At 44.3% G+C, this 12,777-nt stretch carries 9 protein-coding genes; 8 read left to right on the top strand and 1 reads right to left on the bottom strand.

Features of this window, described 5'->3' with window-relative positions; translation table 11 throughout:
- The first annotated feature begins 250 nt into the window (after positions 1-250).
- The 7 genes from prpC to phnE (A1QC_RS07905) all read left to right on the top strand — a co-directional run bounded on the left by prpC (position 251) and on the right by phnE (A1QC_RS07905) (position 9,342).
- Positions 251-1,381 (top strand): bifunctional 2-methylcitrate synthase/citrate synthase, encoded by a 1,131-nt coding sequence (prpC, locus tag A1QC_RS07935; protein WP_017024399.1) that lies wholly within the window; start codon positions 251-253, stop codon positions 1,379-1,381.
- Between the two features lie 51 nt (positions 1,382-1,432).
- The gene (acnD, locus tag A1QC_RS07930) at positions 1,433-4,018 is read left to right on the top strand and encodes a Fe/S-dependent 2-methylisocitrate dehydratase AcnD (protein ID WP_017024398.1); all 2,586 of its coding nucleotides are present in this window, start codon (positions 1,433-1,435) and stop codon (positions 4,016-4,018) included.
- 47 nt (positions 4,019-4,065) lie between these two features.
- Positions 4,066-5,307 carry a 2-methylaconitate cis-trans isomerase PrpF gene (gene prpF / locus A1QC_RS07925; protein ID WP_017024397.1) on the top strand — a complete coding sequence of 414 codons (1,242 nt, stop codon included), beginning with the start codon at positions 4,066-4,068 and terminating at the stop codon, positions 5,305-5,307.
- A gap of 332 nt (positions 5,308-5,639) precedes the next feature.
- Complete coding sequence (phnC, locus tag A1QC_RS07920) at positions 5,640-6,521, top strand: phosphonate ABC transporter ATP-binding protein (RefSeq protein ID WP_017024396.1); 882 nt, start codon at positions 5,640-5,642, stop codon at positions 6,519-6,521.
- Between the two features lie 47 nt (positions 6,522-6,568).
- On the top strand, positions 6,569-7,489 hold the full coding sequence (phnD, locus tag A1QC_RS07915) for a phosphonate ABC transporter substrate-binding protein (protein WP_017024395.1): 921 nt from the start codon (positions 6,569-6,571) through the stop codon (positions 7,487-7,489).
- 81 nt (positions 7,490-7,570) lie between these two features.
- Positions 7,571-8,446 (top strand): phosphonate ABC transporter, permease protein PhnE, encoded by an 876-nt coding sequence (gene phnE, locus A1QC_RS07910; RefSeq protein ID WP_017024394.1) that lies wholly within the window; start codon positions 7,571-7,573, stop codon positions 8,444-8,446.
- Positions 8,447-8,448: 2 nt separating this feature from the next.
- Positions 8,449-9,342, top strand: coding sequence for a phosphonate ABC transporter, permease protein PhnE (gene phnE, locus A1QC_RS07905; protein ID WP_017024393.1), 894 nt, complete (start codon positions 8,449-8,451; stop codon positions 9,340-9,342).
- An 80-nt stretch (positions 9,343-9,422) separates the two neighbouring features.
- Here the strand turns inward: phnE (A1QC_RS07905) and A1QC_RS07900 are convergent, their stop codons facing one another.
- A complete protein-coding gene (locus A1QC_RS07900) occupies positions 9,423-10,097 on the bottom strand; it encodes a glutathione S-transferase (protein ID WP_017024392.1) in 675 nt (224 codons plus the stop codon).
- A gap of 122 nt (positions 10,098-10,219) precedes the next feature.
- Here A1QC_RS07900 and A1QC_RS07895 point away from each other — a divergent pair, with 122 nt between their 5' ends.
- Positions 10,220-12,517 (top strand): peptidase U32 family protein, encoded by a 2,298-nt coding sequence (locus A1QC_RS07895; RefSeq protein ID WP_017024391.1) that lies wholly within the window; start codon positions 10,220-10,222, stop codon positions 12,515-12,517.
- Positions 12,518-12,777: the final 260 nt, after the last annotated feature.

Below are 12,777 nucleotides of genomic sequence, written 5' to 3'. Positions count from 1 at the left end.
ACGATTTTATAGCGCTGAAGGTAACGTAAGAATTTGAATGTTAAGCAAAATTTATTGTCATCCCGGAAGCGAGGAACGAGCTGTCCGGGATCTATATACAACGCGTGGTCATTACACATATTTATCATTTGTATAGAAAAGTAAAAACACAAACATCAATCCACTAACGTGAAACCGCTCGATAATAATAATCGCCCCGAAAGAGGGCATGCCTTATACAGTAAGGGTCGAGCTTTAAAGGAGAATAACTATGCCTAACCAAACATTAGGTGGCGCTGGCCTTCGTGGTCAAAGTGCTGGAAGCACCTCTTTATGTACTGTCGGAAAATCAGGGACGGGGCTGACTTATCGTGGTTATGATATTACCGATCTTGCCAATCATGCCCAGTTTGAAGAAGTGGCGCATTTACTGTTGGTCGGTCACTTACCAACGCAACAAGAACTTGATGCTTATAAAGAGCGCCTAACCGGTTTACGAGGCCTACCCGATGCATTGAAACAAGTCTTAGAGCTGATCCCAGCAAATGCACATCCAATGGATGTTATGCGTACGGGTTGTTCAGTGCTAGGTAACCTTGAACAAGAAATGGATTTTACCCAACAACAAGCGGTAACAGAACGAATGCTAGCGCTTTTTCCTGCCATTATTTGTTACTGGTATCGCTTTAGCCACGATGGCGTGCGTGTTGATACCCATGATCAAAGTGAAGATTCGATTGGCGGATATTTTCTAAAAATGCTCACCGATAAAGCACCAAGTGATCTGCATAAACAAGTCATGCACTGTTCACTTATTTTATATGCTGAGCATGAATTCAATGCTTCGACCTTTACTGCTCGAGTGTGCGCTTCAACGTTATCGGATCTGTATTCTTGCGTGACGGCAGCGATTGGTAGTTTGCGCGGACCTTTGCATGGTGGTGCTAATGAAGCCGCGATGGAAATGATCCAAGACTGGAAAACACCCGATGAAGCTGAAACCAATATTCTGCGTATGTTAGAAAATAAAGACAAGATCATGGGGTTTGGTCATGCAATCTATCGCGAGTCAGATCCACGAAATGCTCTGATCAAACAATGGTCAAAGCAACTTTCAGAAGCGGTGGGTGAGACTCAATTGTATGCCGTGTCTGATCGTGTAGAAGCGGTTATGAAACGTGAGAAAGGCTTGTTCTGTAACGCCGATTTTTTCCATGCGTCGGCGTATCACTTTATGGATATTCCGACCAAATTGTTCACACCAATCTTTGTGATGAGCCGTTTAACCGGTTGGGCTGCGCATGTATTTGAGCAACGCGCCAATAATCGCATTATTCGCCCAAGTGCCGATTATGAAGGGCCAGAGCATCAAGATTGGGTTCCGATTGAGCAGCGCAGTTAATCAATGTGACTAATGGATTTTGCTAAAAAATAAAGCAGTAAGGATAGATGGATGAACAATCAATATCGTAAAGTGTTGCCGGGTAGTGGGCTTGAATATTTTGATACTCGCGCTGCGGTGAATGACATTCAAGCAGGAGCTTACGACACGCTGCCTTATACTTCGCGTGTGTTGGCAGAAAACTTGGTAAGACGCTGTTCACCAGAGTCGCTGGTCGATTCATTAAAGCAAATTATCGAACGTAAACGCGACCTTGATTTTCCATGGTATCCGGCGCGTGTGGTATGCCATGACATTCTTGGTCAAACGGCGCTGGTGGATCTAGCGGGCTTGCGTGATGCGATTGCCTTGCAAGGTGGTGATCCGGCTAAAGTGAATCCAGTCGTGGAAACACAATTGATTGTCGATCACTCATTAGCGGTCGAGCATGCCGGTTTCGAGGCTGATGCATTTGATAAAAACCGCTCGATAGAAGACCGACGCAATGAAGATCGTTTTCACTTTATCGAATGGTGTAAAACTGCGTTTGAAAACGTCAATGTGATCCCTGCGGGCAACGGCATCATGCACCAAATCAATTTAGAGAAAATGTCACCGGTGATTCAAGTGAAAAACGGGGTGGCATTTCCAGACACTTGTGTGGGTACCGACAGCCATACACCGCATGTCGATGCGCTGGGTGTGATTGCCATTGGTGTCGGTGGGCTTGAAGCTGAAACGGTAATGCTTGGTCGTCCGTCCATGATGCGCTTGCCGGATATTATTGGCGTTAACTTAACTGGTACACGTCAGCCGGGCATTACCGCTACCGATATTGTGCTAGCCATTACTGAATTTTTGCGAAATGAGCGAGTGGTCTCTTCTTATTTAGAATTCTTTGGTGAAGGCGCAAAAGCGCTGACGATTGGCGATCGTGCGACCATCTCCAACATGACACCTGAATACGGCGCGACCGCAGGCATGTTCTATATTGATGAACAAACCATTCAATATTTGAAATTGACAGGTCGAGACGATAAACAAGTGGCGTTAGTCGAGCAATACGCCAAGCAAACGGGCTTATGGGCAAGTGACTTAGAAACCGCGCACTATGAACGCGTATTGAACTTTGATTTATCCAGTGTACAGCGCAATATGGCAGGGCCGTCTAATCCGCATCGACGTTTACCTACCAATGAATTAACCCAGCGTGGTATAGCTGGCGCATGGCAAAAAGAACAAGGCTTATTACCTGATGGTGCAGTGATCATTGCAGCCATTACCTCATGCACCAATACCAGTAACCCGCGTAATGTAGTGGCCGCCGCTTTGGTGGCAAAAAAAGCCAATCAGTTAGGACTTAGCCGTAAACCTTGGGTAAAAACCTCGTTTGCACCGGGTTCGAAAGTGGCCAAACTTTACTTAGAAGATTCCGGACTATTACCAGAACTTGAGCAACTTGGTTTTGGCATCGTAGGTTATGCGTGTACTACGTGTAATGGCATGAGTGGTGCACTCGATCCGAAAATTCAACAAGAAATTATCGATAGAGATTTGTATTCCACGGCCGTATTGTCTGGCAATCGTAACTTTGATGGGCGTATTCACCCTTATGCGAAACAAGCATTTCTAGCTTCGCCGCCTTTAGTGGTGGCTTATGCATTAGCGGGAACGATTCGTTTTGATATTGAACGTGACTCGTTAGGGCAAGATGCACAAGGCAAACCAATTTACCTGAAGGATTTATGGCCGAGCGATGAAGAAATCGATGAAGTGGTCAATCGCCATGTGAAACCAGAACAGTTTAACCAAGTGTATATTCAAATGTTTAAACTCAATGACCACACGGCAAACCCGAATCCGCTTTATGATTGGCGTGAAATGAGTACCTATATTCGTCGACCACCTTATTGGGAAGGTGCGCTCGCCGGTGAGCGTACATTATCTGGCATGCGACCTTTGGCGGTACTTGGCGATAACATCACAACCGATCACTTATCCCCTTCCAATGCCATTCTAGCTTCCAGTGCTGCGGGTGAATACCTTGCCAAAATGGGCTTGCCGGAAGAAGATTTTAATTCATACGCGACTCACCGAGGCGATCACTTAACGGCGCAACGAGCAACCTTTGCTAACCCGAAACTGTTCAATGAAATGGTGGTTGATAATGGCGAAGTAGTACAAGGATCGTTTGCACGAGTGGAGCCAGAAGGCCAAGTCGTACGCATGTGGGAAGCCATTGAAACCTACATGACTCGCAAGCAACCTTTGATCATCGTGGCAGGGGCCGATTATGGGCAAGGTTCTTCGCGTGACTGGGCAGCAAAAGGTGTTCGCTTGGCAGGTGTAGAAGTGATCGTGGCCGAAGGTTTTGAGCGTATTCATAGAACTAACTTAGTCGGCATGGGCGTCTTGCCATTGCAATTTAAGCCAGGTGAAAATCGCCATACTCTACAGTTGGATGGAACTGAACTTTATGATGTGAAAGGCGATATCAAGCCGGGTGTTGATCTTACATTAACCATTACGCGCACCAATGGTGAGAAGCAAAATGTTGCAGTGGTTTGTCGTTTAGATACTGCAGATGAGCTTTCGGTGTATCAAGCTGGTGGTGTATTACAACGTTTTGCTCAAGATTTTTTAGCCAAAACGGTTTAGCTATTATTCGTAAGCCATAAGAAAGAGCCAAAATAAAGGACAAACGAATGAACGATTCAGTGACGCCGTCACAAAGTGTTGAAGCATTGAAAAAAAATCAACCAACACTGAAACAAATAAAAGTGCCGGCGACTTACATGCGCGCAGGTACCAGCAAAGGCGTATTTTTCAATTTAGACGATCTGCCAAAAGAGGCTCAAGTTGCAGGCGATTATCGCGATAAATTATTGCTGCGTGTGATTGGTAGCCCAGATGCTTATGCCAAGCAAATTGATGGCATGGGCGGTGCGACTTCTAGCACCAGTAAAGCGGTGATTTTAAGTAAAAGCGATAGCCCAGATCATGATGTGGATTACTTATTTGGCCAAGTGTCTATCGATAAACCGTTTGTCGATTGGAGTGGTAACTGCGGTAACTTGTCCTCCGGTGTTGGGCCTTGCGCCATTCACATGGGGATCATCGATGCGACAAGTTTGCCAGACAATGGCGTCGTGGCCATTCGGGTACGCCAAGTGAATATCAACAAAACCTTAGTGGTGCATGTGCCGATTCAAGATGGGCAAGTGCAAGAGTTAGGGGATTTTGAACTTGATGGTGTGGCGTTTCCTGCCGCTGAAATTCAAGTGGATTTTATCGATCCAGCTGATGGTGAAGGCTCTATGTTTCCAACGGGTAATGTTATTGATGAGTTAGAAGTGCCGGGGGTTGGCACTTTGCAAGCGACACTGATTAACTCAGGCATTCCGACCATCTTTGTCAATGCAGATTCCATTGGTTACCAAGGCACAGAGCTACAAGATGACATCAACAATGATGAGAAAGCGCTTGCCATGTTTGAAACCATTCGAGCCTATGGCGCAGTAAGAATGGGCTTAATTAGTGACATTGAAGAAGCAAAACAACGTCAACATACTCCAAAAATTGCCTTTGTTAGTGCACCTAAAGATTATCAGTCTTCGAGTGGAAAAGCGGTTCAAGCACAAGAGATTGACGTGCTGGTTCGAGCATTATCGATGGGTAAATTACACCACGCGATGATGGGAACGGCAGCGGTAGCGATAGGCTCTGCAGCCAGTGTTCCAGGCACGATTGTGAACTTAGCTGCCGGTGGTGGTGAGCGTGAATCGGTTATATTTGGACATCCATCAGGTAGTTTGAAAATTGGTGCGAAAGCGACTTACGCGATGCTTGGAAATGGTGAGCAAGGCTGGAAAATTGAAAAAGCCATTATGAGTCGCAGCGCGCGCATTTTAATGGAAGGTTGGGTAAGAGTTCCTGAGCAGCTTTAAATGACTAATGGTTTAAGTGATCAAGGGCTTATTATTTTAATCATAAAGTGATAAGCCTAGTTTTTAAATCTGGCTTCTAAACGGAGTTTATTCAGCAAACAAGCCTGCCACTTCACAAATTTACCAATAGAGTCATCAATAATTCATCAACAATAGGGAAGGAAAGGTCGATCTGCTTAGGCGTTAAGGCTAATGGCTTCCCGCTCAGTTGTCGGTATTTTTTATCGATTTCATTGCCGCTATATTTCAGTTTCTTCATTTTTTTGTATTCAAAGTGTCACAGTCATTCTTCTTAATGCATAACAGATTTGAGCATTAAGAAGAATGAAGTTATGTACCAATCAAATGATAATACTGCGTTGAACTACTTTGTTGCCGAGCCGATTTTCAATCATGATCTTAATGATGAAACGCTGGGGGACAGAAAATCACCAGAGCTCTCGCTTAAAAGACAAGTGTTGAGCGTTAAGCAACTCAGTAAAGCCTACAAAGGTGGCAACAATGTACTGAACAACATTAGCTTTGATTTATATGAAGGCGAATTTGTGGCGGTAATTGGCCGCTCTGGTGCAGGTAAATCTACCATGCTCCACACCTTAAATGGCACCATCAGCGCCAGTTCAGGCGAGATCTTAGACATTAGCGGTAACGGCGACAATGTAGTGACCATGCCACGTAAGCAGTTACGTCATTGGCGCAGTCAATGCAGCATGATATTTCAAAACTTCTGCTTAGTGCCACGTTTAGATGTGATCACCAATGTCCTGCTAGGCCGATTAAGCTACACCCCAACCTGGAAATCCATGTTTAAAATCTTTGATGATAAAGATCGCGTAAAAGCGATCGAATTATTGAAGTGGTTAAAAATACTTCCTCACGCACTGCAACGTGCCGAAAACTTATCTGGCGGTCAGCAACAACGTGTAGCGATTTGCCGAGCATTAATGCAAGAGCCAAAAATCTTGCTTGCTGATGAGCCTGTCGCGTCCCTCGATCCTAAAAATACCACGCGGATTATGGAAGCACTGCAAAAGGTCAGTGGGGAAGGGATCGCCGTTATGGTCAATCTACATTCCATCGAATTAGTTAAACAATATTGCACCCGCGTGATTGGGCTTGAGAAAGGCAAAGTTGTTTATGACGGAGCGCCAAGCGGTTTAACCGATGAGATTTTGCACACCTTATATGGTGATGAAGTTGAACAGTTATCTTAAAACTTATTTATAAAACAACATTAAATTCAATTGGAAAGGAACTTACAATGAAAAAAGTATTACCCCTAGTTGCCGTTATGGCTGGATTATTTGCAGCGTCAGTGCAAGCGGCTCCAGAGATCAATCTTGGTGTGCTCGGAGGGGAAAACTCAACCGCACAAATTGGTAACAACCAATGCGTAAAAACCTTTCTTGAAAGCGAAACCGGTACCACGGTGAATATTCGTAATGCATCGGATTATAGTGCGGTTATACAAGGCTTACTTGGCGACCAAGTGGATTTGGTCTTAAACATGTCGCCGAAGTCTTACGCATCGGTTTATTTAAAAGACCAAAGCAAAGTTGAGCTTGTGGGTATCACTACAGATGATACGGATAACTCAAAAGGCTACCATTCAGTCGTGTTAGTGAAAGCCGACAGCCCATATCAAAAATTGGAAGATTTAAAAGGTAAAGTTTTCTCGTTCGCCGACCCTGATTCCACTTCTGGCTTCTTAATTCCAAACAATCAGTTTGAGCAAAAGTTGGGCGGCAACATGGATAACCAGTTCAATGGCTTCTTCAAAAAAGTCGGTTTCTCTGGCGGACATGAGCAAGACATTTTAGGGGTTCTAAACGGTCAATTTGATGCCGCGGTGACTTGGACATCAATGGTGGGTGATCGTGAAGAGGGGTATTCAGCCGGAGCCTTGCGTAAAGTTAAAGAGAATGGATTTGATGATCTGATGTCAAACCTTCGCATTATCTGGCAATCGCCATTAATTCCAAATGGCCCAACCATTGTTCGTGGTGATATGGACCCAGATCTAAAAGCGAAACTGGTCGCCGCGGTGAGAAAGCTTGATAAAGAAGATCACAGCTGTTTTGTTAAAGCCGCAGGCGGTAAATTGCATTTAGAAGAAACCTCTATTAGCGAATACCAAACGGTGATTGATTTAGTGAAAGCGCAACAGAAAACGGTTCGTTAACCATGCCGAACGTGGCCACTTATGCTTTGAGTGGCCAATTTTTTATGTGTCATTCTTAATTGAATAAACGGATAGATTATTTTGGATAAGCAGTTTGAACTTTATTACCACCAAGTGCGATCAAAGCAGAAACGCGATGCGTTAATGTGGTCGGGGTTATTGATGGTGTTGTATCTCACTTCGGGCTATTTTGCTGAATTTAGCCTGACAAAAGTGATCACCAGTGCGCCACATTTTTTTGATTACTTAGCCGATACCATCCCAGTACTGAAGTGGGATGTCTTATTTGCGGGTCGAGATGCCAATGGGCATGCGATTGAAGGCTCGCTTATCTACTGGGGTTACCGATTACCCATTCAGTTACCGTTATTGTGGGAAACCTTTTGTGTTGCCATGGCCGCCACCGTGGTATCGGCGATTATCGCCAGCTTTTTAGCCTTCTTTGCCGCGAACAATACCTATGCACCAGCAGGGCTTCGCTGGGCAGTGCGTTCTTTTGTCGCCTTTCTTCGCACCATGCCAGAGCTTGCGTGGGCGGTCATGTTTGTTATGGCTTATGGCGTGGGTGCTTTACCCGGCTTTATTGCATTAGCGCTGCACACCATTGGCAGTTTAACCAAGCTCTTTTATGAGTCGATAGAAACCGCGTCAATGGAACCAGTGAGAGGGCTACGTGCATGTGGAGGCAACCGCTGGGAGAACGTGCGTTTTGGTATTTGGCCGCAAGTGAAGCCTATCTTTATGTCATACAGCTTTTTAAGGTTAGAAGTTAATTTTCGTTCTTCAACCGTCTTAGGCCTAGTGGGCGCAGGGGGCATTGGGCAAGAACTGATGACCAATATTAAATTAGACCGTTATGATCAAGTCAGCATGACATTATTACTGATCATTATAGTGGTATCCGCCCTCGATTCATTATCGGGCTATTTACGCAAAAAAGTATTAGAGGAGTCATGATAATGATATCCAATACGCTCTCAGAAAAAGACCTAAACCTTGATATTTGGCGTGAACAGTATCAAGACATCTTTTCTCAACAAAAACGTTACCGTAATAAATTGGCGATAATCGGTGTCGTTATTGTGTTGTTTTATGTGTTCTTCTTTCAGCAGTTTGGCGTGAGCCAGCAAATGTTTATTGATGGCAGCCAACAACTCATGCGCTATTTTTCCAATATGTTTATTTGGAAAGATTTTGCTAATTGGCCGTTCAGTTATTATTACAGCCAAATTTTGGTGACCTTGGCGATCGTATTTGGTGGAACCATCACCGCCTCTTTGGTGGCGTTACCGTTGTCTTTCTTTGCTTCGCGCAACATCATGAAAGGGCCGTTTGCCATTGTGGCTTTTGCAATGCGTAAATTGTTTGATGTTTTACGAGGTATCGATATGGCGATCTGGGGCATGATTTTTGTGCGTGCGATTGGCATGGGGCCACTGGCGGGTATCTTGGCGATTTTCATTCAAGATTTAGGCTTGCTAGGTCGCTTGTTCGCCGAAGGGCATGAAGCGGCAGATGAAAAACCTTCTCGCGGATTAACGGCGTTAGGCGCACAAGGGCTGCAAAAACATCGCTTTGGCATTTTCACGCAATCCTTCCCAACCTTCTTAGCGTTGAGCTTATATCAAATCGAATCGAATACTCGCTCGGCGGCAGTACTTGGTTTTGTTGGCGCTGGTGGCATTGGTTTAGTGTATGCCGAGAATATGCGTTTATGGAATTGGGATGTGGTGACGTTTATCACCTTAAACCTTGTGGTGATAGTGATGGTGATGGATATGATCTCATCTAAGCTGCGCCAGAAGTATATTGTGGGTGAGGATGTGCCTTTGTTTGAGAGGAAGAAGGTGTGAAAAGGACATTGGTTTTCAAGCTAATTTAGCTGTAATGAAAACAAGATCCCGCATCTTCTTCGTTTTAGTTCATTGCGGGATCATGCGGCAGAGCTGGCATTCAGCAGTACATCATTGCGATTCACTAACCATAGCTCGTGTTTTGCCATCACCTTGCTGAACATTTTGCTTTGTAAATAACCATTAAGCCATTGGCGCACGTTGGGGTAAGGGGATTGCAAATACCATTGCCTTTCCACTCGGGCAAACTGGCGAATAAACGGCACTAGTGCAAGGTCGGCAAGGCTTTCGCGCTCACTCATTAAAAATGAATGCTGTGATAAGCGTTGTTCAAGTAGCGAAAGATAACGTTCACACGTTTGGCGACATTCTACCAAGTTTGGCTCGTGGTAGCGTTTGGCGGCGCGGTATTGTTCAAGGCAAGGTTTGAACTCATCATCAAATTGAAAAATTAACTGGCGCATGTCATCGAGCATGTGTTCATCGTCGCTCATTAATAAATCGTTCGGATCGCTTTCACTTAACGCCCATAACATCACCTCAATACTTTCTTCTATTACCGTACCGTTACGGGTTACGACAACCGGCACTGTGCCTTTAGGCGAAGCGGTTAGCATCTCCGCAGGCTTATCACTTAAAACAATGTCTCGCAGCAACACAGGCAATTGAGAACGATAAATCGCCAACCTTGCTCGCATGGCAAATGGACAATTTCTCAATGAATAGAGGATAGGTAAGGGTGAATTTTCATGCATCAATTTTCTTTTTCCTCTACGCTTGAAGGTAAGCTTAAATGGATTAATTTGCCTCAATGATACTCATCGGCAGCAGATACAGGTATCATGCCGCCTTTAAATGTTAACCGAGATTCTGTGTGATGAACCAAAAGATTGAATTATTAGCCCCCGGTGGCGATATCGACGCCATTAAAGCCGCCATTATTGCTGGCGCTGACGCAGTGTATTGCGGCCTTGATACGTTTAATGCTCGTAACCGTGCGTCTAATATTTCGTTCGATCAATTGGTCGGTGCCATCAGACTTGCACATCAATACGATTGCCAAATCTTCTTAACGCTGAATGTCGTTATCTTAGAACAAGAATTTAAAACAATCGTAAAATTGCTTAATCGCCTCGTCAACACCACGTTAGATGGCGTTATTGTACAAGATATTGGCCTATTGTATGTATTGCGCGAATATTTCCCAACCTTGGATATTCATGCCTCTACGCAGATGACCACTCATAACCCTGGTCAAATCCCATTCCTTAAAAAATTGGGTGCAAGCCGTGTGAATCTATCGCGTGAAATGAACTTACGTGAAATCACAGCAATGGCTGCAGTTGCTCATGAACATGACACCTTACTGGAAGTGTTTGTGCATGGTTCATTGTGTGTGGCGTTCTCAGGCTTATGTTATTCAACCTCTGCCACTGCGGGTAATTCAGGCAACCGAGGTCGCTGTAGCCAAGCGTGTCGTGAAGAATATGAAACCACAGAATCGGGTCATAACTTCCCACTTAATATTAAAGATAACTCGGCTTTCTTTGACCTACCGGCCTTGATTAATGCGGGCGTGTATTCGTTTAAAGTAGAAGGGCGCATCAAAGGGGCTAACTATGTTCACACGGTTATTGATAGCTTCCGTAAGCAAATTGATGGGTATGTTGAAACGGGCGAGTTAACGCAAGATGGCGAACGTCTGTACAAAGTCTTCAACCGTGATTTTACCAATGCATTCTTACGTGGCGATTTAAACCAATCAATGTTTATTGATAACCCACGTGACAACTCTAAAAATCACCTTATCGATAAGTTGAAAGCAGAAAAAGGCGAAGAAATTTCAGTCGTTCAAATCTTCGATGCTAAGAAACAATTGCATTTCGACAAGCAAGAAATCAACACGTCGGTGGATGAGAAAATCGCTCACCTCAGCATTGAAAAAATTAAGCTCAAGTTACACTTTGCAAGCCAAAAAGATCAGCCGTTAACCTTAACGGTGACCACAGAAGAAAGCAGTGGCTTACTGAGTGACAGCACGGTTCTACCTAAAACCGCAGTATTTACATCAAGCAGCCTAATGTCGGTAAGCGAGAAGTTAAGTGTTGATAAAGAGGCAATTGAAAAGCGCTTTAAAAACATCAACAACGCTAACTATGTATTGGTTGAGTTCGATACCGATCAAGTTACCGATGGTTTAAGCATTCCTTATCGTGAAATCACCACGTTAAAAAATGAATTATTGGCTTACTTAAACGATGGTATCGAAGTGATCGCTGAAGTGACATTGCCGAAACTAGAGCGACACGCTAAGCCAGAAGGTGCCAAGCCAGAGCTTTCAATTCTGATTTGTGATGAAGCCGATGCATCGCTGGTGGATACGACCGATGCTGATGTGTACTTCAAATTGCCAGATGCCTACAAACGTGGCTGCACCAAATTTGTGGAGTTTTTCCAACAAAATCCTAAATTGATTCCATGGTTCCCACCAGTATTAATTGGTAAGGACTTTGATGTTGCGCTGAATATTCTACAAGAAGTGAAACCAGAATGGATCGTAACCAATAACACGGGTATTGCTTATCATGCAGAACAATTAGGCATTAAGTGGATTGCAGGGCCAATGCTCAACACCACTAACTCTTATGTGTTGCAGTCACTACAACAAAACTTTAGCTGTAGCGGTGCGTTTATTTCTAACGAGATAAGCAAGCAGCAGATCAAACAGATTGCGAGACCAAAGAACTTTAAGATGATGTACAGCATCTATCATCCGATCTTGTTGATGGCAAGCCGTCAGTGCTTCTTCCAGCAAAGTGTGGGTTGTGAAAAACCGCGTATCGATAATGGTTGTATGCTGTCGTGTGATAAGAAAACCAGCATTAAAAACCTGAAAGGCGTATCGTTCTCTATTGATAAGCAAAAGGGCGGTTACCCGAGCATCTACAACCAAGATCAGTTCTTGAATACCGATATCATCGAAGACTTAAGCAACTTGTTTGACGGCTTTATGATTGATTTAACCGAAATTGGCGCTGGTGGCAAACAAATGCCAGAAAAGATTGAATTGATTAAGCAGTTTGAAGCGGTATTAAGCGGTGAAGAACAAGCGAGTAAGGTGCTGTTTGACATGGTGCCAGAGTCGACCAATCAGCAGTATTACAACGGGTTGTAGTGCTTAGACCGTAAGGTCATGCTTGATCTTTAAAGCCAGTAGCCGGTCGGTTACTGGCTTTTTTGTTGGTGTTTTATTGTGGTTTAGGAAGCGAGTTATCTGGGAGCTATCACAGCAATGAAACTTACGTGAAAGCGAGATCCCGCATCTTCTTCGCTTAGGCTCATGTGCGGGATGACGGAAGGAGATAGACTGATTTTTCTATAAATCTAAAGTGTTAGTGAATCCTGAAGGTTGTCATCCCGGAAGCGAGGAACGAG

The sequence above is a fragment of the Vibrio rumoiensis 1S-45 genome, from assembly GCF_000286955.2.
Classification (GTDB): domain Bacteria; phylum Pseudomonadota; class Gammaproteobacteria; order Enterobacterales; family Vibrionaceae; genus Vibrio; species Vibrio rumoiensis_A.
Note: the sequence above shows the minus strand (reverse complement) of the source record. Positions and strands in the feature narration are given on the sequence as shown.